The 20,975-nt window shown below is 68.3% G+C and carries 22 protein-coding genes; 9 read left to right on the top strand and 13 right to left on the bottom strand.

Translation table 11 applies throughout. The features are described 5' to 3' along the window. The 3 genes from ACI3K3_RS23360 to ACI3K3_RS23350 all read left to right on the top strand — a co-directional run. Positions 1-410: DUF2231 domain-containing protein (locus ACI3K3_RS23360; RefSeq protein WP_404918134.1), on the top strand; the 410-nt coding region annotated here is incomplete at its 5' end. Continuing rightward, a complete protein-coding gene (locus ACI3K3_RS23355) occupies positions 407-1,720 on the top strand; it encodes a PQQ-dependent sugar dehydrogenase (RefSeq protein ID WP_404918132.1) in 1,314 nt (437 codons plus the stop codon). The genes ACI3K3_RS23360 and ACI3K3_RS23355, both read left to right, overlap by 4 nt. Before the next feature lie 81 nt (positions 1,721-1,801). Further along, positions 1,802-2,236 carry a hypothetical protein gene (locus ACI3K3_RS23350; protein ID WP_404918130.1) on the top strand — a complete coding sequence of 145 codons (435 nt, stop codon included), beginning with the start codon at positions 1,802-1,804 and terminating at the stop codon, positions 2,234-2,236. A gap of 44 nt (positions 2,237-2,280) precedes the next feature. Here ACI3K3_RS23350 and ACI3K3_RS23345 read toward each other — a convergent pair whose 3' ends face one another. The 6 genes from ACI3K3_RS23345 to ACI3K3_RS23320 all read right to left on the bottom strand — a co-directional run bounded on the left by ACI3K3_RS23345 (position 2,281) and on the right by ACI3K3_RS23320 (position 8,310). Then, on the bottom strand, positions 2,281-3,309 hold the full coding sequence (locus ACI3K3_RS23345; protein WP_404918128.1) for a c-type cytochrome: 1,029 nt from the start codon (positions 3,307-3,309) through the stop codon (positions 2,281-2,283). Next, on the bottom strand, positions 3,306-3,920 hold the full coding sequence (locus tag ACI3K3_RS23340) for a cytochrome c oxidase assembly protein (protein WP_404918126.1): 615 nt from the start codon (positions 3,918-3,920) through the stop codon (positions 3,306-3,308). The genes ACI3K3_RS23345 and ACI3K3_RS23340 overlap by 4 nt, the downstream gene beginning before the upstream one ends. Beyond that, positions 3,917-4,297 (bottom strand): hypothetical protein, encoded by a 381-nt coding sequence (locus tag ACI3K3_RS23335; protein ID WP_313436190.1) that lies wholly within the window; start codon positions 4,295-4,297, stop codon positions 3,917-3,919. The genes ACI3K3_RS23340 and ACI3K3_RS23335 overlap by 4 nt, the downstream gene beginning before the upstream one ends. Beyond that, complete coding sequence (gene ctaD / locus ACI3K3_RS23330; RefSeq protein WP_404918124.1) at positions 4,294-6,816, bottom strand: cytochrome c oxidase subunit I; 2,523 nt, start codon at positions 6,814-6,816, stop codon at positions 4,294-4,296. The genes ACI3K3_RS23335 and ctaD overlap by 4 nt, the downstream gene beginning before the upstream one ends. Then, on the bottom strand, positions 6,813-7,787 hold the full coding sequence (gene coxB / locus ACI3K3_RS23325) for a cytochrome c oxidase subunit II (RefSeq protein WP_404918122.1): 975 nt from the start codon (positions 7,785-7,787) through the stop codon (positions 6,813-6,815). The genes ctaD and coxB overlap by 4 nt, the downstream gene beginning before the upstream one ends. Positions 7,788-8,061: 274 nt before the next feature. Beyond that, the gene (locus ACI3K3_RS23320; RefSeq protein ID WP_404918120.1) at positions 8,062-8,310 is read right to left on the bottom strand and encodes a hypothetical protein; all 249 of its coding nucleotides are present in this window, start codon (positions 8,308-8,310) and stop codon (positions 8,062-8,064) included. A 122-nt stretch (positions 8,311-8,432) separates the two neighbouring features. Here ACI3K3_RS23320 and ACI3K3_RS23315 point away from each other — a divergent pair, with 122 nt between their 5' ends. Further along, positions 8,433-8,603: a hypothetical protein gene (locus ACI3K3_RS23315; protein WP_404918118.1), complete on the top strand. Its 171-nt coding sequence runs from the start codon at positions 8,433-8,435 to the stop codon at positions 8,601-8,603. Positions 8,604-8,682: 79 nt separating this feature from the next. Here ACI3K3_RS23315 and ACI3K3_RS23310 read toward each other — a convergent pair whose 3' ends face one another. Beyond that, positions 8,683-9,084 carry a DUF3597 family protein gene (locus ACI3K3_RS23310; RefSeq protein ID WP_404918116.1) on the bottom strand — a complete coding sequence of 134 codons (402 nt, stop codon included), beginning with the start codon at positions 9,082-9,084 and terminating at the stop codon, positions 8,683-8,685. Positions 9,085-9,204: 120 nt separating this feature from the next. On the opposite strand from ACI3K3_RS23310, the gene ACI3K3_RS23305 reads away from it, so the two are divergent. The 3 genes from ACI3K3_RS23305 (at position 9,205) to ACI3K3_RS23295 (ending at position 10,758) form a co-directional block, all read left to right on the top strand. Then, positions 9,205-9,786: a DUF4142 domain-containing protein gene (locus tag ACI3K3_RS23305; protein ID WP_404918114.1), complete on the top strand. Its 582-nt coding sequence runs from the start codon at positions 9,205-9,207 to the stop codon at positions 9,784-9,786. Between the two features lie 156 nt (positions 9,787-9,942). Next, positions 9,943-10,350 carry an acyl-CoA thioesterase gene (locus ACI3K3_RS23300; protein ID WP_404918112.1) on the top strand — a complete coding sequence of 136 codons (408 nt, stop codon included), beginning with the start codon at positions 9,943-9,945 and terminating at the stop codon, positions 10,348-10,350. Positions 10,351-10,410: 60 nt separating this feature from the next. After that, positions 10,411-10,758: a hypothetical protein gene (locus ACI3K3_RS23295; RefSeq protein ID WP_404918110.1), complete on the top strand. Its 348-nt coding sequence runs from the start codon at positions 10,411-10,413 to the stop codon at positions 10,756-10,758. Here the strand turns inward: ACI3K3_RS23295 and ACI3K3_RS23290 are convergent. Genes ACI3K3_RS23290 through ACI3K3_RS23265 form a run of 6 tightly spaced genes read right to left on the bottom strand, consistent with a single transcriptional unit; the run spans position 10,755 to position 18,671 of the window. Further along, on the bottom strand, positions 10,755-12,587 hold the full coding sequence (locus ACI3K3_RS23290) for an acetyl-CoA hydrolase/transferase C-terminal domain-containing protein (RefSeq protein ID WP_404918108.1): 1,833 nt from the start codon (positions 12,585-12,587) through the stop codon (positions 10,755-10,757). The genes ACI3K3_RS23295 and ACI3K3_RS23290 overlap by 4 nt on opposite strands. After that, positions 12,584-14,689: a 3-hydroxyacyl-CoA dehydrogenase NAD-binding domain-containing protein gene (locus ACI3K3_RS23285; protein ID WP_404918106.1), complete on the bottom strand. Its 2,106-nt coding sequence runs from the start codon at positions 14,687-14,689 to the stop codon at positions 12,584-12,586. Before ACI3K3_RS23285 ends, ACI3K3_RS23290 begins: the two co-directional genes overlap by 4 nt. Positions 14,690-14,700: 11 nt before the next feature. Next, positions 14,701-15,987: an acetyl-CoA C-acetyltransferase gene (locus tag ACI3K3_RS23280; protein ID WP_404918104.1), complete on the bottom strand. Its 1,287-nt coding sequence runs from the start codon at positions 15,985-15,987 to the stop codon at positions 14,701-14,703. Then, on the bottom strand, positions 15,984-18,254 hold the full coding sequence (locus ACI3K3_RS23275) for an acyl-CoA dehydrogenase (RefSeq protein WP_404918102.1): 2,271 nt from the start codon (positions 18,252-18,254) through the stop codon (positions 15,984-15,986). Before ACI3K3_RS23275 ends, ACI3K3_RS23280 begins: the two co-directional genes overlap by 4 nt. A 55-nt stretch (positions 18,255-18,309) precedes the next feature. After that, positions 18,310-18,522, bottom strand: coding sequence for a DUF2945 domain-containing protein (locus tag ACI3K3_RS23270; RefSeq protein WP_404918100.1), 213 nt, complete (start codon positions 18,520-18,522; stop codon positions 18,310-18,312). Continuing rightward, the gene (locus ACI3K3_RS23265) at positions 18,519-18,671 is read right to left on the bottom strand and encodes a hypothetical protein (RefSeq protein ID WP_404918098.1); all 153 of its coding nucleotides are present in this window, start codon (positions 18,669-18,671) and stop codon (positions 18,519-18,521) included. Before ACI3K3_RS23265 ends, ACI3K3_RS23270 begins: the two co-directional genes overlap by 4 nt. On the opposite strand from ACI3K3_RS23265, the gene ACI3K3_RS23260 reads away from it, so the two are divergent. Together ACI3K3_RS23260 and ACI3K3_RS23255 are read left to right on the top strand one after the other, a co-directional pair. Beyond that, positions 18,670-20,637, top strand: a complete 1,968-nt coding sequence (locus tag ACI3K3_RS23260) for a methyl-accepting chemotaxis protein (protein ID WP_404918096.1) — start codon at positions 18,670-18,672, stop codon at positions 20,635-20,637. The genes ACI3K3_RS23265 and ACI3K3_RS23260 overlap by 2 nt on opposite strands. Further along, the coding region (locus ACI3K3_RS23255) for a chemotaxis protein CheW (RefSeq protein ID WP_404918094.1) at positions 20,627-20,975 on the top strand (349 nt) is incomplete at its 3' end. The genes ACI3K3_RS23260 and ACI3K3_RS23255, both read left to right, overlap by 11 nt.

The raw sequence follows: 20,975 nt of genomic DNA, 5'->3' as shown, positions 1-20,975 counted from the left end.
CCCTCCAGGCGATCCTGCTGGCGTTCCCCGTGGCGCTGCTGCCCTGTGCCTTGTTGTCCGACGTGACATACCTGCGCACCGCGCAGATCCAGTGGACCAACTTTTCGGCCTGGCTGATCACCGGGGCGCTGATCCCCGGCGGCTTCGCACTGCTCTGGGCGCTGGTCGCGGCCTGGACCGGCCGTAACCGCGCGCCGGCGCTGCGCCGTCGCAATGGGTGGCATGCCGTTCTGCTGGCGCTCGCCTGGGTCATCGCGCTGATCAATGCCTTCCAGCACAGCCATGACGGCTGGGCCTCCGTGGGCACGACGGGGCTGGTGCTGTCGATCCTGGCCGCCGTCCTGGCATTGGCCGCAGGCTGGGCGGCGCATTCGCCTCTCCGGAGCGCAGGCATGGAGAACGTACGATGAAGGGCCGCCGCTTCACCACGCTGATGGTCTCGGCCGTCCCCGCGTTCCTGCTTTCGGCCTGCGGCAGCAGCGATCCCGCGCTCGACCAGACCGGCGCCCGGCCGGATCTGCCGGAGCAGCGCCAGACTCTGCTGCCCCCCATGAAGATCGCCACGCCCGCCGGATGGGACGGCGAAGCGCCCAGGGCGCCCGCCGGCTTCACCGTCACCGCCATGGCGACCGGGCTGAAAGTGCCGCGCCAGATGCTGGTCCTGCCCAACGGAGACATACTCGTGGCGGAAGGCATGGGCGGCGCGGAGGCGCCGACCCTGCGGCCCAAGGACGTGATCGCCGGTTACATCAAGTCGATGGGCAAGACTTCGGTCAAGGGCGGCAATCGCCTCACCCTGCTGCGCGATACCAACGGCGACGGCCGGGCCGACCTGCGCACCGTCTTCGCGGAAGGGCTGAACGCGCCTTACGGGCTCGCCTATGTCGATGGGAACATCTACGTCGCGAACCAGGACGCGGTGGTCAGCTTCGCCTATCGCGACGGGATGACGCGGGCGGAAGGACCGGCGCGGGAACTGGTGAAGCTGCCCTCGCGCATCAACCACCACTGGACCAAGGCCATGGCGGCTTCGGCGGACGGGTCCAAGCTCTATGTCGGCATCGGTTCGAACAGCAACGTGGGCGAACGCGGGCTGGACGTGGAGGAAGACCGCGCGGTGATCTGGGAGATCGACCGGCAGACCGGCGCGCATCGCCGCTTCGCCACCGGCGTGCGCAATCCCACCGCACTGGCCATCAATCCCGCCAACGCACAGCTCTGGACGGTCGCCAACGAGCGGGACGAGCTGGGCCCGCAACTCGTTCCCGATTACCTGACTTCGGTGCGGGACGGCGGCTTCTACGGATGGCCCTATAGCTACTGGGGCGCGAAGGTCGATCCGCGCGTTCACCCGCAGCAGCCGGACATGGTCCGCAAGGCGCTGCGGCCGGACTATGCGCTGGGCTCTCACGTTGCGGCGCTGGGGCTGAGCTTCGTGACCGGCGGCGGGATCGGCGGCTATGGCGAAGGCGCCTTCGTCGGCCTGCACGGAAGCTGGAACCGGCAGGATCTGTCGGGCTACAAGGTCGTCTGGGTACCTTTCGCGCAAGGGCGGCCATCCGGCAAGCCGCAGGATTTCCTGACCGGCTTCCTCAAGGACGGCCATGCGCGCGGCCGCCCGGTAGGCGTGGCCTTCGATCCCGTCCGCCGCGCCGTGCTGGTGGCGGACGACCTTTCCAACACCGTCTGGAGAGTGGCACCCACGCGACGCGCCGAGTGAAGGCCTGCGCGCAAGCGGAAGGTCTTCGAGAGGATCGGGCGGCGAAAGCGAACATTAAGGCGCGGGGCATAAGGTCGGCCCATGCTCCACGAACTACGCCTGACCTATGGACCCGAAAGTGAATTCGACGGCGAGCTTTGCGCCTCGATCGAAAGCGCCGACTATCGGGGTCAGGCAGCCGCATGGTTCAATGCGGATGAGTTGCGCGCGTTCTGCGCTTCGCTAGGTGCCTACCCGATTCCATCGGCCGAACCACCCTGCTTCAAGGCCGGTAATTGGAGCGAAGCAGGAAAAGACCTTGTCCAGATCGGCTTGACCATCGCTCCCCACGGCGCGCGCGGGCTTCTGGTTTCAGTGGTGCTGTCATCCCCGATCTGGGAACTGGACGATCTCGACCTGCATCGCAGTGCAGAGGTGCACTTTCGCACCGACTATCCGTCGCTCGACAGGTTTCGGACATCCTTGTCGGCGCTTTTGGCTTCGGGAACCGGCACGGCGATCTTGCACGGCGGGTAATCGGCGCCCCGGCGTCGCTTCGCGCGGGTCCGCTGGTAGGATGGCTATCGCGTCGGCTGGCCGGCGAGGGTTTCGGCGATGGCGGCGATCTCGGGTTCGGGGATGCGGCGGGCGATGACGGCCATGGGGTCGCGAGGCTTGTGGGCGTCGATCGTGGTTTCTTCGCCGCGCCAGGCCTGGAGGCGGGCGGCGAGGTAGTCGGCGCGCTGGCCGGTGAGGCGCGGTGCGTTCTTGCCGGGGGCGTGGCAATCGCGGCAGGCGGGAAGCTGCCGCTCCGGCAGGCCGCGGCTGAGGATCGGGTGACTTTCGGGCAGCGGCATGCCGGTCAAGCCGGGCTGCCGGGCGAAGTATCGGGCGGCTTCGCGCATCTCCGTTTCGGTCATGCCGCTGACGGCGGCCTGCATCACCGCGCCCTGGCGCTTGCCGGATGCGAAATCGCGCAGGGAGGTGAGCAGGTAGCCCTCCTGCTGTCCGGCGAGCACCGGGATGTCGCCCTGTCCGCGACCGAGACCGTCGGCGCCGTGGCAGCCGGTGCAGCGGGCGAGGCCTGCCGGAACATCCGGCGCGGGGGCGACGAGGGCGCGATATTGCGCGGCGCTCATGCCCGGCAACTGGCGCAGGAAGCCGACCATGCGGCGCACCTCGTCGGGACGGTCGCCGGTGGGCCAGGCGGGCATGCCGGTGTATTTCACCCCGTGGCGCACGATCCAGAACAGCTCGCGGTCGCTGTATTCGCCCACCGTTTCGGCCAGATCGGGCGCTGGCGGGCTGGCCGCCTGCATGACCGGCGAACGGGGCACGCCCGGCGCACCGTGGCAGACCTTGCAGGCCTGGTCGAAGTGTCCGGCGGCGCTGATCAGGGCGCGGTCGTCCCGCACCGTTTCCGGGGTCTGGAAGCTGCTATAGGTGCGCGCCGAGTTCTGCATGGTCCAGTGCAGGAACCAGTCGGTGATCGCCCAGTGGCCGGACGAGGCCGCGATCGGGAACAGGCCCGACCAGGCAAAGCCCAGGCCCAGCAGGGGGATGGCGAGCAGGCCCAGGACGAGCCGCTTCCAGGTCAGTCTTATCGTCATGTCGCGGTATCCGGCTCGGTTTTCAGCAGTCCGGCGAGCAGGGCGAGGCCGCCGAGCATATAGCTGGCCCCGCCGATCACCAGCATCACCACGCCGCCGAGCTGCTGGTCGGCAAGGGCATCGAGGCCGAAGGGAGCGGCGTGGTGATGGCCTCCCATGCCGTGGGCGATATGATAGAGCGGGCGCGGTGCGAGGCCGATCAGCACCCCCAGCAGGGTCATGTGCATCGAGGTGAGCAGCAGCGCGCCGATCCCGGCTGCGCGATGCGGGGTGTGGATCGCGGCGCTCCAGAGCAGCAGCCCGGCGGCGAGGAAGGTGGCGTGCTCGGCGGCGGCGATCAGCGGCACTTCGTTCGCCGCGCGGCGCAGCGCGGGCAGGTGCCAGGACCAGACGGCGACCAGTTCCACCAGCATCATCGCCATGGGCGTCACCGCGCGCGGCCAGCGCCCGGCGGGATCCCACGGCGTTCCCGCCAGCGCGAACGCCAACAACGGCGCGGCCACTGCAACGGCGATCATGTGGCCGGTCATATGGCCGGTCATGCCCATCGAAGAGACGGCCCAGCCCAGTGGCAGGAGCACGAGAGCGCCGAGGAGAGCGGCCCGCTTCACCGGCAATCCCCGATGAACACCACCGGCAGCGCCGTGAACAGCACGCCCACGAAGCTGAGGCCCGCCAGCAGCAGCGTGGACTTCGCCAGGAAGCGCAGGCGGTCGATGTCGGTACCCTGCTCGTGCGGGGGCTCGTCGCCGGGCGTACCGGCCTGGCGGTGGGCGATCCAGCCCGAGAGGGCAATGGCCGCCAGCGCCAGCACCGTCCCCGCCACGAACAGCGTGGGAAACTCCGCGAAGAAGCCCGCCTTGGCGCAGGACACTGCCGCCCAGAGGTATGAGAACAGGAAATGGCCCGCCCAGACCGTGGGCGGCACGATCAGCGTCCAGAGCGTGACTTGCAGCCGCTCGTGCCACTTGCGCTTCTCGTCGCTCATGCCACCTCCGGGAACAGGCCGATGGTGGCATAGGCGACCACGGCGGTGAGCGCGAAGAAGTGCATGTAGACCGTGACGTTGCGGATATCGGCGTCGTGATGGGGCGTCATCCGCCCGGCAAGGCTGCGGGCCAGCACATAGGCCTGCATGATCGCGGCGACGGCGGCATGGAGGCAGGTCCAGATCGCCAGAGTCCAGACGATCGCCGGATAGCTGTGCGCGGTGGGGTCCATGCCCGAGAGCCAGGGACCGGCAAGGCCCGCCGGGACGCCCGCGATGCTGGTCGCGAGGCCGAGCAGCAGGAGCAACCGGGCCACGGCCACGCCGCCTCTCGCATGGATTTCGCGCGCCGCAACCGTAGCCAGCCAGCCCGCGACGCCGAGTGCCAGAGCGACCATGGGCCCGGCGACACCGGGCGCGGCGGCCATCTCGGGCGGCGGGAAGGCCTCGTGCCGGGTCCAGAAGAAGTAGTAGCCGAATACCAGCCCGGAAAACGCGGTGGCGTCCGCCATCATGGTGATGAACATCGCCCACCAGCCCGGCGAGGCCCGGCCCGAGATGTAGAGCGGCAGTTCCATGCCGTGGCCGATCGGCTTGCAGGGCTTCTCCGGAATTTCCGCCGTGCCGGTCCAGAGCCACCAGAGCACCATGGCCAGTGTCGCCACGCCGCAGACCAGCGCCAGCCAGTAGAGGTGGTAGGTGGTCAGGATGAACACCCCGCCCAGCGCCAGCGCCGTCAGCATCGGCTTCCAGCTCGGCGTGCCGAGGCGGATGACGGAAACGGGCCGGGCATCGAGCACTGAGGTGATGATCGTCTCGCGCCGCCCTTCCTCGGCATCGGGCAGGAAGTAGCGGCCTTCGTCCACTTTGGCCACGAAGTCTTCCTGGTCCCAGATCGGATAGCGGCTTTCGATCAGCGGGATCGAGCGGATGCCCCAGTCCTCGTCCTCGGGGTGGGCCAGCCATTCCAGCGTGCCGGCGCCCCATGGATTGCGCGGGGCGCGCTGGCGCCAGGGCGAACGGGCAAGGTCCAGCACGATCACCGCCACCCCGGCGGCGATGATGAAGGAGCCGATCGTGGAGGCCATGTTCAGCCCGCCCAGGCCGAGATCCGCCGGATAAGTGAAGACCCGGCGCGGCATGCCCTCCAGCCCCGACAGGTGCATGGGGAAGAAGCACAAGTTGGCGCCGACGAAGACCAGCCAGAAGGCGATGCGGCCAAGCCGGTCGGACAGTTTCTTGCCGGTGACCAGTGGCCAGTAATAGTAGAGTCCGGCGAAGAGCGGCATCAGCGTGCCGCCGATCAGCACGTAGTGCAGGTGGGCGACGACAAAGTAGGTGTCATGCGCCTGCCAGTCGAACGGGGCGAGCGCCACCATCACGCCCGTCAGCCCCCCGATCACGAAGATCGCCAGGCTTCCCGTGGCATAGAGCAGCGGCGTGGACCAGACCACGCGGCCCGCCCAGAGCGTGACGATGAAGACGAAGATCTGCACCGCCGTGGGGATCGCCACGGCCTCGGACGCGGCCGAGAAGAAGCCGAGGCTGATCTTCGGCAGGCCGGTGGCGAACATGTGGTGGACCCAGAGCCCGAACGAGAGAAACGCGGTGCCCACCGCCGCCAGCACGATCCACGGATAGCCCAGCAGGTGGCGCCGCGCGAAGGTGGGCACCAGCATCGCGAACAGCGCGATCGAGGGCAGGAATACGATGTAGACCTCTGGGTGGCCGAAGATCCAGAACAGGTGCTGCCACAGCAGCGGATCGCCGCCGCGCGATGCGTCGAAGAAGGGCCAGTCCAGCAGGCGCTCCATCTCGAACAGCACGTCTCCGGCGATCAGCGGGGGGAAGGCGAACAGGATCATCACCGCCACCACCAGGATGTACCAGGCGTAGAGCGGCATCAGGTTGAGCCGCATCCCCGGCGGGCGGCACTTGAGCACGCCCACGATCAGCTCGACGGCGGCGGCCACCGAAGACACCTCGATGAACGAGAGGCCGAGCATCCAGATGTCGGCGCCCAGGCCCGAAAGGTCGGTGCGGGTGGTCAGTGGCGGGTACATGAACCAGCCCCCGTCCGGCGCGGCGTCGAAGAAGATCGATCCGGAGACGAACACGCCGCCGATCAGGAACGACCAGTAGCCGAAGGCGGAAAGGCGCGGGAACGGCAGGTCGCGCGCGCCCAGCAGCTGCGGCAGCAGGATGATCGAGACCGCCTCGAACATCGGCACCGCGAAGAGGAACATCATCACCGAGCCGTGCAGGGTGAAAAGCTGGTTGAAGGTGCCGGGGCCGACCAGGTCGTTGTCCGGCACCGCCAGCTGGGTGCGCATGATCAGCGCCAGCACGCCCGCGAAGAGCATGAAGGCGAAGGCGGTCAGCACGTACCACTTGCCGACCTGGTTGTTGTTGGTGTCGCTCCACCGCAGGAACAGGCCCTTGGGCGGTGCCCAGACTTCGCGCAGGCGCTGCTCCTGCGCGGCGCGCAGGGCGAGATCGTCCTGGTCGTGCAGGCTCATCGGCCCTCCTCCGGAGCGGGTTGTTTCAGCCAGCGGGCGAGGGCGAGCGCCTCTTCCCGCGAGAGGTGCCCATAGGCGGGCATCCGCGCGCCGGGCTTGAACTGGTGGGGATCGCGGATGAAGGCGGCGGTGTTCGCCACTGTCGGCGCCAGGATGCCCGCGCCCAGGGTCAGGCGCTCGCCGTAGCGGGTGAGATCGGGGCCGATATCGCTCGCCGAGGCAGGCGTGACCCCGCGGACGGTGTGGCAGCTTGCGCAGCCTTCGCGCGCGAACAGCATGGCGCCCCGATCGCGTGCGCGGGCCGGAGGACTACGGGAAGCGGCGAGCCAGCGGTCGAAGTCGGCGGGTTCCATGGCGATCACGTCGAAGGCCATCAGCGCGTGGCTCAGCCCGCAGAATTCCGCGCAGACGCCGCGATAACGGCCGGGCTTCTCGGCCTTGACCACCAGTCGGTTGATGCGGCCGGGGATCATGTCCATCTTGCCCGCCAGACCCGGAATCCAGAAGCTGTGCACCACGTCCCTGGCGGTGAGTTCGAACACCACCGTGCGGCCGACCGGCAGGCGCACCTCGTTGGCGGACAGCAGGGGCCGCGCGCCATCCTCATAGTGCACGCGCCACCAGAACTGCTCGCCCTCCACCCGGATACGCAAGTCGGTTTCGGCGGCGGGCAGCGGGCGCATGGCCGGGAGCGCCCAGATCAGCAGCCCGGTAAGCACCACGGTGGGGAAAATCGCGCCGAGCCAGAGAACCAGGCGCATGCCGCCGGCGTGGCTCAGCTTGCCTTCGGGCGCTCGGGCGGCGACGACATAGATCGCCGCAACGCCCAGCGCGATCGCCAGGCCGCCGATTGCCAGCACGATGGTCAAACCCAGCGTGGAACGCGCTTCGAGGCCGAACGGCGCCAGCGCGGATTGATGCGCGTTGCAGCCGGCCAGCGCCAGCGTCCAGACGGCAATGGATTTTCGCAAGATGCCCGTTTCCCCTGACACGTCCGCAAGCAACGCATCAGGGGCGGGGCGGTTCACTGCTTTCGGCGGATTACCGCGTTACAAATGGTTGCTGGGCGGCGGATCAAGGATTGTTTGAAAAATGCCCGTGGGGGCATTTTTAGAGCGGCACCGGCCCGCGCCCCCACCCTACCACCCAACGGTACTATCCTGCGCGTGGTAGGGTGGGGGCGCCTGAGAAACACGGGGGGGCGGTGCCGCTAAATTCGCTTTCAGCGAATTTTCAAACGGGCTCTCAAGGATTGGGAGCCGGGCGCGTGCCGTTGGTCCGTTGGCCGCCCACACCGCCCGTTGCGCCGGTATCGGCGCCGGGGTTCAGGCGTTCGTCCTCCTTGTCGGGATGAAGCTCGGCTTCGCGGGCGCGGGTCGGATTATCGTCCGGCACGCCCCGGGGAGGCTTGCCCTGCGTATTGGTCCAGCGCCCGTCCGGCGTGGAGGCGGTTCCGGTGACGTTGCGCGAATCTTCGGGTTCGTATTCGGCCATGATCCTTCTCCTTCGCTTTTAGAAGGCCCCGCCGCCGGAAGCGTTCCCGGAACTGTGCGGATCGATGAACCAACCCGGCCTGCGGGGCGTTGCCATGCCGTGGCACGAAGAAGGAACCCGAAATGAGCGACAAGACACGCGAAGTGAAGGACGCCGCCAAGGTCATGAAGGGCTATGCCAAGCGGCTGGTGGGCGAACTCACCGGCCGCCCGGACCTTGTCGTCAAGGGCGAGGAAGACCAGACCGAGGCCTTGCGCGATGTTCGAGAGGCGCGGGCGAAGGACGCGGAATGATGAGGGAAAATAAGGCCTGAAACGAAGCGGGCCGGCGACCGGCGCGAGGCGCCAGGGTCGCCGGCCCTGTCAACTGCCGTTACTGACGCAGGCTGTCGGGGACGATGCCGCCGTTCTTGGCGAGGCTGTCCATCACGGCGCGATGGAGGGCGATGTTCTGCTCCGCCGAACCGTGCTCTGCCGCATGGACGCCCAGCTCGTCCGCCAGTTCCTTGCGCGCGGCAAGGCTGGAATCGAGGTCGAGCAGCTTCAGCAGATCGACGATGGAGCTTTGGTAGTTGCCGCCGTGGTCCGCCTTTATCGACGCCATTTCCTCCAGCACCGCGCCTACGTCGACGGGTTCGGCAGCGGGTTGCGGAGCGGGGGCGGCGGTTGGAGCCGGGGCGGCGGCTGGCGCGGGAGCGGCCGGGGCGGGTGCCGGAGCCGCTTGGGCCTTGTTGCGATGGAAGACCTTGTCGAAGATATTTCCGAGGATTCCCATAGTCGTGCTCCTGACAGGACGAGACACGCCGCGATCCGGGCGATCGGGCAAAGTCTTTCCGGGAACGCGCGGCGGAGAAGTTGGTTCACGCTTGAGCATAGTGAGGAAGAGGAATTCACCATGAAGCACCGGGTACTGATCGCCGTCTCCTTCGCAGCGCTGGCACTGTCGGCCTGCAAGAAGGAAGCCCCCGCCACCACAGACACCGCAACGGCCCCGGCCACCGGCGTGATGCCCGGCGCCTATCCGGGCACGGACGGCACGATGGCCACCGCCACCCAGAGCCCTGCCCAGGTCTTCGCCAACGCCGCTGCCGCCAGCGACGCCTTCGAGATCGAGACGTCCAAGCTCGCCATCGCCAAGGCCCAGGCGCCGGGGGTGAAGCGCTTCGCCGAAAAGATGATCGATGCGCACACCCAGTCCACCGCGAAGCTGAAGGGCGTGACCGACAAGCTCTCGCCCGCGATCACGCCTGACGCGGGCCTGAGCGATGCGCAGCAGCAGAAGCTGGACGCGCTCAAGAACCTGACCGGCGCGGACTTCGACAAGGCCTATGCCTCGGCGCAAGTGGATGGGCACCAGATGACGCTCGACAAGCTGAAGGACTATGCCGCGAACGGCGATTCCGCGCCGCTCCAGGCTTTCGCCAAGGAGCTGATTCCCACGGTTACCGCCCATCTCAACATGGCTAAGTCGCTTTAGGACCGTCCGAGCGGCACATAAAGGGCGCGGCCTGCCCGGCCGCGCCCGCTTCCGTTCAGGCTCGGTGCCTGTCGCAATGCCGCCATAAACCGAGGCTAGGCATGGCCGAAGAGATTTGTCTGCTGCGCTTGCCGCAGTTCTGCTAGAGTATCCCCCGTGAGCACCGCGATTCCCCACGACTTCCGCATCGGCGTCGATGCTGCCGACATCGACTTCATGGGGCATGTCAACAATGCCAGCTACCTGAAATGGGTACAGGACGCCGTTCTGGATCACTGGCGCGCCATCGCGCCGTCCGAAGTGGTGGGCCAGCACCTGTGGGTCGCGCTCAAGCACGAGATCACCTATCGCAAGCCCACGTTCCTGGGCGATGACGTGATCGCCACCGTGCTTCTGGAAAAGGTGCAGGGCGCCCGCGCCTTCTACGAAACCGTCATCAAGCGGGGCGAGGAAGTCCTGGCGGAAGTGAAGTCCAGCTGGTGCTGCCTTGATGCCGCCACCCTCAGGCCGGCCCGCCTGGCGCGCGACGTGATCGACCACTTCTTCGGCAACGACGCGCCCTGAGCGAGCGGGGCCGAAGCCCCGGCGCTTGGGCTATCTGTTCACCCGTGGTATCAACGCGCCATGTTTCTTGCCGCCGTTCTGCTTGCCGCCACTACCCCCACGGTGTCCTCGTCCATCAAGGCGCGCTCGGATCGCCCCATCGGCGAGGTGGCGGCCTGCGTGGAGACGGAGTTCGATAACGTGGGCGCCAGCGAAAACCTTTCGACCGATACCGGTCGCAAGGTTGATTTCCGCCTCAAGAAGCAGGGCGATACGCCTACCACCGCGCTGATGTCGTTCGAGGCCCGCCACGACGGAACCTTGGTTCTCTATGGCTTCGGAGACTGGCAGAGCGCGGTTGAACCGATGTGGAAGACTCTCGCGCGCGAGTGTTTCCCGGAACTGCAAGCCACTACGAAACCGCGCTAATCGGTCTCGCGCAGCGCGCCCAGCACCAGCGTTCGGTAAGTCCTGTCGCGCAGGCCCTCTGGCGCCGCGAGTCCCATGCGGGACAGGGCCTCCTCTTCCTCTGCCGAGGGCGACGCGGCGATGCCGCGCGCGGCCAGGGCGACAAGGGTTCCGGGGCTTCCGGCGGTTTCGGCCAGATGTTGCAGAGCGGGCAGAAGGCGCTGCTCCACCGGGGTGAAGTCGGTTCCGAACGGATAGGCGGGGAAGTCCGTGCCCGGCAGGGTCTTGCCGATCCGCTCGGGCAGGTTGTTCTCCCACTCGGGCGGGATGCGCCAGTCCGGAGCGATCTTTCCGGCCGCCCGCGCGGCATCGAGGAGTTCGTGCTGGAAGCGGCTGTCGGCAATCGCGATCAGGCGCTGGACGACGCGTTCGTCGCTCATGCCGCGCAAGTCCGCCACGCCGTATTCGGTGACGACAACGTCGCGAAGGTGGCGCGGGATCGTCTCGTGGCCATAGCGCCAGACGATGTTCGATTGCAGCTCGCCTTCGTGCAGGCGGGTGGCGGGCATGGTGATGATCGAGCGCGCGCCTTCCAGCTCCAGCGCCTGGGCCACGAAGTTGTACTGGCCGCCAACGCCGCTGACCACGCGGCCGTCCTCCAGTCCATCCGAGATGGTGGCGCCCAGCAGGGTGACCATCATCGCGCTGTTGACGAAGCGGGCGTCGACGCGCGCGGCGCGCTTGGCCTGCTCATCGCCGTAGAGCGCGTTGACGTAGGAGATTTCGCGCATGTGGATGCGCCCTCGGGTGGCCTCGTCCATGTCGCGCAGCGCGGCATAGAAAGCGCGCGGGCCTACGAAGAAGCCGCCGTGAAGCACCGCGCCCTCGACCTCGCGCTTGACGATTTCCTCCCGGATCAGTGCCACGAAGCCGTCCACCAGCATTTCAGTGGGCGCATAGAGGCCGGCGTCGAACGCGCTCCGTTCCACCGGGGGGCGGACCTGCCCGGCCACCAGCAGGCCCTCGATGGCGGCGCGGAAGCGGTCCGGTCGCTGCTGGCGCAGGATCAGTGCGTGCGCCACGGCATCCCCGATCTCGCCGATGCCGATCTGAAGCGAGCCGCCGTCGCGCACCAGCGAGGCGACATGGACGCCGATCGCGTGCTGCGCGGGGCTGACCGGCTGCTTGGGCGGGCCGAACAGGGGAAAGCGGGTCTCCGCGCTGTCCAGCATCATCGCGAAGGCATCCGCGCTGAGGTCTGCAGGGCCGGACATGAACGGCAGCTCGTCGTTGACCTGCCCGATCAGCAGGAAGTCGGCCTTTCCTTTCTCGCGCTCACGCAAGAGGTCCAGCGTCATGTCGCTGTTGCAGCTCAGGCTGAAGCGTTCGCCGCGCCGGGCCACGATCTGGGCGATCACGTTCACGCCCTGGTCGAGGAGATAGCGCACGGCGTGGGTATAGTTGGCCGAGATGTAGCTGCGCTGCGCCTCTGGGGTGCCGAGCCGAGAGCCCGCCTGGAAGAAGAACTCGTTGACCTCGACGTTCGGCGGCAGTTCGCCCGCGCGCTGGGCAGCGGCATAGGCGAATTCGGGATAGCCGCCCATGGTGCGTTCGAACACCGGCTCCAGAAAGCGGCGTTCGAGGTCGGAATGGAGGGCGGGCGGCTCCAGCGTGAGCGCGGTGAATATCCGCAGCCGGATCGCCGGATCACGCCGCGCGCGCTCGAACAGCGCATTGGCGACATGGGGCGATTTGCCCAGGCCCAGCGGCAGGCCCAGCACGATCCGGCCATCGGTAGCGGCAATGATCCGGTCCGCGATCTCTTCCGGATCGGTGAGGTATGCGGTCACTTCAGTGCGTCCCACCCCGCATCCGGCTCGAACCGCGCGCCGTGCTTGCGGGCAAGTTCGGATAGGGCCGCCACCACCTCGCCAACCCCGCGCTCGCGGGCGTAGTGCAGCGGGCCGCCTCGGAACGGCGCGAAGCCGGTGCCGAAGATCATGGCGGCATCGATCACGTCCGGATCGTCGTTCACGCCTTCGCGCAGCACGGCGACGGCGGTGTTGACCATCGGCAGGATCAGGCGGTCGGCCAGATCGGGATCGGGCGCTTCGGCATCCTGTTTCGGGTGCGCTTTCACCGGCTTGCCGTCGCGCCAGACGTAGATGCCCTTGCCGGTCTTCTTGCCCAGTTCGCCAGCTTCCACCTTGTCCTTCAGCCATTGCGGCGCTTCGGGCAGGGGCCAGTCGAGTTCGCGCTTCAACATCTCGGCAACGGCCAGTCCGATGTCGAGGCCCACCTGATCGGCCAGTTCGAGCGGGCCGACCGGCATGCCGAAATCGGTGGCGGCCTTGTCGATCACTTCGGGGGCACGGCCTTCGTCCATCAAGGTCAGGGCCTCGGCCAGATAGGGCGTGAGCACGCGGTTGACGATGAAGCCCGGCGCGCTCCTGGCGGGAGCGGGGAGCTTGCCGATGCGGCCCACGAAGGCGCGCGCCTGGGCCGCGACATCCGCATCGGTGCCGTCATGGCTGACAACTTCGACCAGATCGAGCCGCGAGACCGGGTTGAAGAAGTGGATGCCGACCAGGCGCTCCGGTCGCGCCAGCCCTTCGCGCAGCTCGGCCAGCGGGATCGACGAGGTGTTGGTGGCCAGGATCGCGCCAGCTTTCATGCGCGGCTCGGTATCGGCATAGAGCCGGCGCTTGAGGTCCGCCTTCTCGGGCGCGGCTTCGATCACGAGGTCCGCGCTGGCCACGCCGTGGCCTTCCGAGTCGGGAATCAGGCGGTCCAGCGCGTCGCGGATCTTCAGCCGGTCACCATGGGCGATCTTCTCGTAGAGCGCGGCGGCGCGGGCCACGGCCTTGCCGATCATGTCCGCTTTCACGTCCGACAGGCTGGTCCGCAGCCCCTTCCACGCGCACCACGCGGCAATGTCCCCGCCCATGGCGCCCGCGCCGATGACGTGGACTTGCGAAATCCACGCGTCCTTTCCGGCCAGTTCCTTCAGCTTCTGGCGCAGGAAGAACACGCGGATCAGGTTCTGCGCGGTGTCCGTCAGCATGAGCCGCGCGAAGGAGGCGATTTCCGCCTGCTTCATCGCCTCAATGTCGCCGCCGTGCTCTTCCCAGAGGTCGATCAGGGCGTAGGGGGCGGGATAGTGCCGCGACGGCGCGCGGCCTTCCGCCTGCACCCGCATCTGCCGCGCGACAAGGCGGCGGGCGGGGGCGCTGTCCTTGATCCTGCCGACCAGCCCTTGCCGTGCCTGCTCCAGATCGCCGTTCACCGCCGCTGCGATGGCGGCTTCGACATGGCGCTCCGGCACGAGTGCATCGACAAGGCCCATGCGTTTCGCTTGCCGGTCATGGATCGACTTGCCGGTGAGCATCGCGCTCATGGCCTCGATCGGATCGCAGAGATGGGTGAAGCGCGCGGTGCCGCCAAGGCCGGGGTGGAGGCCGATCTGCACTTCGGGGAAGCCGAAGCGGGTGCCTTCCACGGCGATGCGCTGGGTGCAGGCGAGCGCGATCTCCAGCCCGCCGCCCATGGCATAGCCGTGCATCACCGCGATGGTGGGGATGGTGAGCGCCTCCAGCCGGTCCACCACGGCATGGGCCGAGGTGATCCTCTCGCGGATCGCGGCTTCGTCCGTCACGCCGCGAAATTCAGAGATATCCGCGCCCGCCAGGAAGCCGTCCCGCTTGGCCGAGCGGATGACGAGCGCTTTCGGTGCGCGCTGCTCGATCTGGTCGAGGATGCGCGCGAATTCCTCCAGCACGGCCTGGGAGAGGGTATTGGTGCCGCTGCCCTGCTGGTCGAGCACGGCCCAGGCCACGCCCGCGTCGTCGCGCGCGAAGCGCCAATGGGTGAAGTCGTCGGACGGCTCCGGGTTTGAAACAGGGCCGAGCGTCAGGTCGCGGTCGGCCAGATAGGTCCATGCGGGATCGTTCATCGTGGCCTCCTTCATGCGCGTTCGATCAGCATTGCGCCGCCCTGGCCGCCGCCGATACATTCGGTGGCGATGCCCCGGCGGCTGCCGAGCCGCTCCATGGCCTGCACCAGATGGAGCGCGATGCGGGCGCCGCTGGCGCCGACCGGATGGCCGAGCGAGATCGCCCCGCCGTCGACGTTGATCCGGGCCGGATCGATCGTGCCCGCGGCACCGTCCAGCCCCAGCACCTCGCGGCAGAAGCCATCGTCCTGCCAGGCGGCGAGGCAGGCCAGCACTTGCGCGGCGAAGGCCTCGTTCAGTTCCCAGAGGTCGATCGCGTCCAGCGGCAGGTTGTGGCGCTTGAGCAGTTCGGTGGAAGCCAGCACCGGACCCAGCCCCATGATCGAGGGATCGAGCGCCGACCACTGGCTGTCGACGATGCGGGCGCGAGGCGTGAGGCCGTGCCGCTCCACCGCCGCTTCCGAGGCGAGCACGGTCCAGCAGGCGCCGTCGGTGATCTGCGAGCTGTTGCCCGCCGTCACCTTGCCGTAGGGCCGCTCGAACACGGGGTTCAGTTTGGCCAGCTTGGCGACGTCGCTGTCGGGTCGCACCCCGTCGTCATGGTCATGGACCGTGCCGTCGCGGGCGAAGGCGGGTTCCAGTTCGCCCTTCAGCCAGCCTTCGGCGTCGGCCCTGGCCAGCCGCTTGTGGCTTTCGACGGCATAGCGATCCGCCGCCTCGCGCGAGATCGAAAAGAGGTGGGCGAGCACTTCGGCGGTCTGGCCCATGCCGAGATCGGTGATCGGATCGGTCAGCCCCCGTTCCAGCCCGACGATGGGCTTCAGGAATTCGGGCCGGAAGTGGCTTGCCGCCTTGAGGGTGCCGAGCGGGCCGGACTTGTTGCCCTGCATTTCCGCCAGCCATTCCACCGCGTCCTGCCGCAGCACCAGCGGGGCATGGCTCAGCGCCTCCGCCCCGCCCGCCAGGATCAGGTCGCTGCCGCCGTCCGCTATGTAGCGGTAGGCGGTGTCCATCGCCTGCATGCCGGAGCCGCAGTTGATCTGCACGGTGAAGGCCGTGGTCTGCGTGCCGCAACCCAGGCGCAGCGCGGCGACGCGGGCAGGGTTCGCCTCGTCCGCGATGACGTTGACGCAGCCGAGGATCACCTGGTCGAAGTCCGTCGGCGCGAAGGGTTGGCGCAGCAGCAGCGGCCTTCCGCACTGCACGGCAAGGTCGACCGGGGTGAAGGGGCCGGGGCCGCCGCGCACTTTCAGGAAAGGCGTGCGGGCACCGTCGACGATGTAGACCGGGCGGCTCATTCGGCGGGCTCGGCGATGCGAGTGGCGGCCGTGTCCTGCCCGGAAAGGTCGAGTTCCTCCGCCGCGAAGTCGTCCACCGCGATTACCTCGGCCACGGCTTCGTCGGCGGCGCGAAGGCTGGCCAGTTCCTCCTCGCTGATCAGGCCTTGTTCGCGCGCCTTGTCGAGATCGCGGACGCGGGCCTTGCGCAGGCGATCGTGAACGGGCTGGGTGGCGACGGTCTGGCGGAACGCTTCCGTAAGGCGACCGACCGCCTCGTCGGCGCCGCCGATATAGACGTTGTCGATCAGCCGCTCGCGCGCGGGGCAGGGCTCCAGCAGGATCTCCGCGCATTGGCGGATGGTGCGGTCGGACGGACCGTTGCGGCTGCGGCCGAACGGCTGGATGAACAGGCGCAGCATCCAGCCCACCGGGCGGGCGGGGAAGTTGGCGATGATCTCGGCGAAGCGCTGCTCGATGGTGGCGAAACCGCTTTCCATGCACCAGGCCAGCAGCGGCAGGTCGTCTTCCTGCCGCCCCTCGTCCTCCCAGCGCTTGAGCGCGCCGGACAGGAGATAGAGTTCGGACAGGACATCGCCCAGCCGGCCGGAGAGCAGCTCTCGCCGCTTGAGTTCGCCGCCCAGGGTGAGGAACGATATGTCGGACACGAACGCAAAGGCAGCGGCGTAGCGGCTCATCTGGCGATAATAGCGCGTCGCCTTCCCGGCCCGGGGTGCGGGGGCGAAGGCGCCGCCGCTCCAATTGCGCACGAACGCGCGGATCGCGGTCTTCAGCGCATGGCCCACATGCTTCCACAGCACCTGGTCGAAATTGGCCAGCGCCCGCCCGCGATTGGCATCGCCCACCGCGCGGATTTCCTCCAGCAGGTAGGGGTGCGATCGGATCGCGCCCTGTCCGAACACCATCAGGCTGCGGGTGAGGATATTGGCGCCCTCGACGGTGATGCCCACCGGAATTGCGCGATACTGGCTGCCCAGATAGTTGCGCGGCCCTTCGATGATGGCCTTGCCGCCGTGGACGTCCATGGCATCGTTGATGACCACGCGCATCCGCTCGGTGGCGTGGAGCTTGAGGATCGAGGAGACGACCGCCGGATGGTTGCCCTGGTCCAGTCCGGCGCAGGTCAGCCGCCTTGCGCCGTCCAGCAGATAGGCATTGGCGGCGATCCGGGCGAGGCGTTCCTGAATGCCCTCGAACTTGCCGATCGGCAGGTTGAACTGCGACCGGACACGGGCATAGGCGCCGGTGGTATGGGCCGCGAAAGCACCCGCCGCCGCCGAGAGCGAGGGCAGCGAGATGCCCCGCCCGGCCGCGAGCGCGCTCATCAGCATCTTCCAGCCCTGGCCGACGCGCTCGGGCCCGCCGATCACGTTGTCGAGCGGGACGAACACGTCATGTCCTTCGTTCGGGCCGTTCTGGAAGCTCTGCATCGAGGGGATGTGGCGGCGGCCGATGGTGACGCCGGGAAGGTCCGTGGGGACCAGCGCCACGGTGATGCCGATGTCCTCCTGGCCGCCCAGCAGGCGCTCGGGGTCGCGCAGCTTGAAGGCAAGGCCCAGGATCGTCGCCACCGGGCCGAGGGTGATGTAGCGCTTGTGCCAGTTGAGGCGGATGCCCAGCACCTGCTCGCCGTTCCATTCGCCCCGGCAGATCACGCCCTCGTCGGTCATTGCGGCGGCGTCCGAGCCGGCCTCGGGGCTGGTGAGCCCGAAGGCCGGGACTTCGCGGCCATCGGCCAGGCGCGGCAGCCAGTGCTGCTGCTGCGCCTCGGTGCCGAAGCGCAGGATCAGTTCGCCCGGCCCCAGCGAGTTGGGCACCATCGCCGTCACCGCCGCCGAGACCGAGCGCGTGGCGATCTTGCGCACGATCTCGCTATGGGCGAAATTCGAGAAGCCGAGGCCGCCGTGCTCTTTGGGGATGATGATGCCGAAGAACTTCTCGCGCTTCAGGTAATCCCAGGCTTCCGGCGGCAGGTCGCGGGTTTCCGAAGTCATGCGCCAGTCGTCGATCATGGCGCAGAGGGTGTCGACCGGACCGTCCAGAAAGGCGCGTTCCTCTTCAGTGAGCGTGGCGGGCGGCATGGCCAGCAACTGCTCCCAATCCGGATTGCCGGTGAACAGCGCGGCGTCCCACCAGGTGTTGCCGGCGTCGATCGCCTCGTTCTCGGTCGCGGATAGCGCGGGTAGGGCCGACTGGACGAGCGAGAGGACCGGCCGGGTCAGGATCTCGCGGCGGGCGGTGGTCATGATATTCGTGGGGGCGGACATCTATCGGCTCCTTCTCCTGCGGAGGACAACGCCTTTCCGCCGGAAATTGCTCCCGTTAGTTTTTGTGTCGCAGCTCCTCGGGCTTGTGCGCGGCCTTCTTTCCCGACTTGGCGCTCTTGACGATGTATTGTGGGTTGTCCTTGGAAGCCGCGACCTTGTGGCTCTTGATATGCGTTTCCGAGGTCTGCTTCTTCTCGACGGTGCCGTGGGTGGCGCCCTGGCTGGTGTCCCATTCCACCTTGTCGCCCTTGCGGAACTGCTTCGTCATCGCGGCGTCTCCTGCTTGCGGTCACAGGGCGAACGCGGCGCGCGGTGCTGGCGTTCCGGGCCGGGTGAGCGAGGACGCTTGATGGCGGCCCCGGTTTGCGCATATGCCCACAGGGTCACGACCGGCTCATCCGCTCCGAGGTCTTCCATGTCCCTAGTCAAGAAATCGGCGCTCGCCGCCCGCAAGGCCGACGCCAAGAGCGCCGCGATGGCCGAACCTGCCGCCGAGAGCCTCAATGCCCGCTCCCCTGCGCATTCTCCGGCCCGCCCACGAAGGCGTGCATCGACAGCGGTGGAGCGCCTCGGACAAGCCGTGGAGGAACTGGCGAGCGGCCTGGCCGAAGCGGCGGGTGCCGCAGCCGAGCTTCAGCAGGCCACCGACCACATTTCCACCTCGGCAGAGGAAGCGGCGGGCGGGGCGCAGGAATCGCTGGGGCTGATCGGCAGCCTGCGCGGCAATTTCCGGGAATCGCGCGAACGCGCGGCGGCGGCGCAGCGGCAGGTCGAGCTGGTGCAGTCCGGCTTCACCGACGCGGCGGCGCAGATCGAGGCCTCGGTCTCGGCCATCGTGCTCAATGGCGAGCGGCAACTGGGCTCGGTCGGTCTGGTCGAAAAGCTGGAGGCGGCGGCCACCACCATCGTCGCCATCGGCGAGACAGTGGCCGACCTCTCGGAGCAGACCGGCATGCTGGCGCTCAATGCCGCGATCGAGGCGGCGCGGGCGGACGAGGCCGGGCGCGGTTTCGCGATCATTGCCGACGAAGTGCGCGAACTGGCCGACGATGCTGAGCGCAATGCCACCGAGATCCGCGGTTTGGGCGACGGCATCGTCTCCGAAGTCCGCGACGCGGCAGAGCGCATCCGGCAGGCCTCTGCACTGGCCACGGAACAGGCCGATGGGGGGCGAGCACTGATCCGCGACCTTCAGGCCGCGCGTGACCGGCTGGCGGTGCTCGTCGAGGGTGCCGAGCAGATCGCGCTCGCCTCGATCGAGGCGGATACGGCTGCGACCGAGGCGGAGAAGGGCGCCGAACAGATCGCGGCTGCCGCCGAAGAGCAGTCCGCCGCTTCCGCCGAGGCGCGGCAGGCGGTGGAGCAGCAGGCCGTGTCGCTGGACCAGAGCCAGCAGACGGCGGAGGCGCTTTCGGAACTGGTGGGCCGGTCTTCCGCCGCCGCCAGCAAGACGGATTCCGGCGAAGTGGCGGAGCAGATCGCCACCGCCGCCGAGGAATTGTCCGCGACGGTGCAGGAGCTTTCGGGCGCTGCCGGCCAGATTCTGGTGGCGGTGGAGCAGATTTCGCGCGGGGCGCAGGTCCAGGGCGCGGCCACGTTGCAAGCCAGCGCGGCGATGACCCAGATCGAGCGATCGGCAACGGCCGCGCAGGCCCGCGCCGAACAGGCCAGCGAGGGCATCCAGGCGGTGATCGCCACGGCCGAGACGGGCCGGGATCGCGTGGCCGCGCTGGTGGCGGGCGTGAGCAGCGCGGTGGAGCAGACGCGCGGCGTTCTCGATGCGCTCGGCCGGATCGGGGATACCGGCCGTCGGATCGAGAAGATCGGCGACGGCCTTGCCCTGGTGGCGCTCCAGACCAACATGCTGGCCGTGAGCGGGGCCGTGGAAGCCACGCGCGCGGGTAGCGCGGGTGTCGGTTTCTCGACGGTGACGGGCGACATCCGCAAGCTGGCGCGCGAGGCGGCGGTCAATGCGCAGGACGTCAAGGATTCCGTGCGCGCGATCCAGGACCAGCTTTCCCTGTTGCGCGGCGATCTCGATCAGATTGCCGGGGCGGGAGAAACCGAGGCCGGGCGGAACCGGGCGATGATCGAGCGGTTCTCCGTCATGGCCGAGAATCTTTCCGAAACCGGGCGCGGCAATGCCGCGATCCTCGATGGAGCGCAGTCGATCCTGATTTCCGTGCGCGAGATCCGCAGCGGAACCGAGCAGATTGCGACGGCTGCCGAAATTTCGTCCGGCGCCGCCCGGCAGGCCAGTATCGCCGCCCGGCAGCAGGCGCAGGGCGCCGAGGAACTGGCGGCCGCCATCGAGGATATCGCCGCGCTGGCCGCTTCCTTCGATACCGCGCGTCCCGGCGCCTCGCGCGAAAATGAGGCCTGACCGGCCCGTGACGGAGCGGGCCGAAGCCCACCTCGCGGCAGGGCCCGCAGGCGAGGATAAAGTGCTGGCCTTCGTCGCGGGGGGGCTGCGCCGGTCGCTCGCCGCGCACCGGGTGCGAGAGATAGCGAGCCTGCCGCGCCTGACGCCGGTGCCGTTCGGCGCGGCGGGGTTGCTGGGGCTGGGCAATTTCCGGGGGCGGATAGTGCCGGTTCTGGCGCTGGACGGCGCCGATGGCGCGGCGGCCTCTCGGGCGCTGTTGCTGGACGGGGAACGGCCGGTCGCGCTGGCCGTGGAGGCGGTGCTGGGCCTGGAGGCTCGCGAGGGCGAAACGCTCGATC

Source organism: Novosphingobium sp. ZW T3_23 (genome assembly GCF_044987305.1).
GTDB lineage: Bacteria > Pseudomonadota > Alphaproteobacteria > Sphingomonadales > Sphingomonadaceae > Novosphingobium.
The sequence above is the reverse complement of the archived record's forward strand: the minus strand, read 5'-3'. Positions and strand labels throughout refer to the sequence as shown.

What these genes read in the sequence shown, in the direction of transcription:
- ACI3K3_RS23260 (WP_404918096.1), top strand. Translation starts at nt 18,670, where the DNA reads ATGTCCCTAGTCAAGAAATCGGCGCTCGCCGCCCGCAAGGCCGACGCC.
- ACI3K3_RS23355 (WP_404918132.1), top strand. Translation starts at nt 407, where the DNA reads ATGAAGGGCCGCCGCTTCACCACGCTGATGGTCTCGGCCGTCCCCGCG.
- ACI3K3_RS23270 (WP_404918100.1), bottom strand. Translation starts at nt 18,522, where the DNA reads ATGACGAAGCAGTTCCGCAAGGGCGACAAGGTGGAATGGGACACCAGC.
- ACI3K3_RS23350 (WP_404918130.1), top strand. Translation starts at nt 1,802, where the DNA reads ATGCTCCACGAACTACGCCTGACCTATGGACCCGAAAGTGAATTCGAC.
- ACI3K3_RS23280 (WP_404918104.1), bottom strand. Translation starts at nt 15,987, where the DNA reads ATGAGCCGCCCGGTCTACATCGTCGACGGTGCCCGCACGCCTTTCCTG.
- ACI3K3_RS23265 (WP_404918098.1), bottom strand. Translation starts at nt 18,671, where the DNA reads ATGGAAGACCTCGGAGCGGATGAGCCGGTCGTGACCCTGTGGGCATAT.
- ACI3K3_RS23285 (WP_404918106.1), bottom strand. Translation starts at nt 14,689, where the DNA reads ATGAACGATCCCGCATGGACCTATCTGGCCGACCGCGACCTGACGCTC.
- ACI3K3_RS23295 (WP_404918110.1), top strand. Translation starts at nt 10,411, where the DNA reads ATGTTTCTTGCCGCCGTTCTGCTTGCCGCCACTACCCCCACGGTGTCC.
- ACI3K3_RS23345 (WP_404918128.1), bottom strand. Translation starts at nt 3,309, where the DNA reads ATGACGATAAGACTGACCTGGAAGCGGCTCGTCCTGGGCCTGCTCGCC.
- ACI3K3_RS23320 (WP_404918120.1), bottom strand. Translation starts at nt 8,310, where the DNA reads ATGGCCGAATACGAACCCGAAGATTCGCGCAACGTCACCGGAACCGCC.
- ACI3K3_RS23335 (WP_313436190.1), bottom strand. Translation starts at nt 4,297, where the DNA reads ATGAGCGACGAGAAGCGCAAGTGGCACGAGCGGCTGCAAGTCACGCTC.
- ACI3K3_RS23305 (WP_404918114.1), top strand. Translation starts at nt 9,205, where the DNA reads ATGAAGCACCGGGTACTGATCGCCGTCTCCTTCGCAGCGCTGGCACTG.
- ACI3K3_RS23310 (WP_404918116.1), bottom strand. Translation starts at nt 9,084, where the DNA reads ATGGGAATCCTCGGAAATATCTTCGACAAGGTCTTCCATCGCAACAAG.
- ctaD (WP_404918124.1), bottom strand. Translation starts at nt 6,816, where the DNA reads ATGAGCCTGCACGACCAGGACGATCTCGCCCTGCGCGCCGCGCAGGAG.
- ACI3K3_RS23315 (WP_404918118.1), top strand. Translation starts at nt 8,433, where the DNA reads ATGAGCGACAAGACACGCGAAGTGAAGGACGCCGCCAAGGTCATGAAG.
- ACI3K3_RS23275 (WP_404918102.1), bottom strand. Translation starts at nt 18,254, where the DNA reads ATGTCCGCCCCCACGAATATCATGACCACCGCCCGCCGCGAGATCCTG.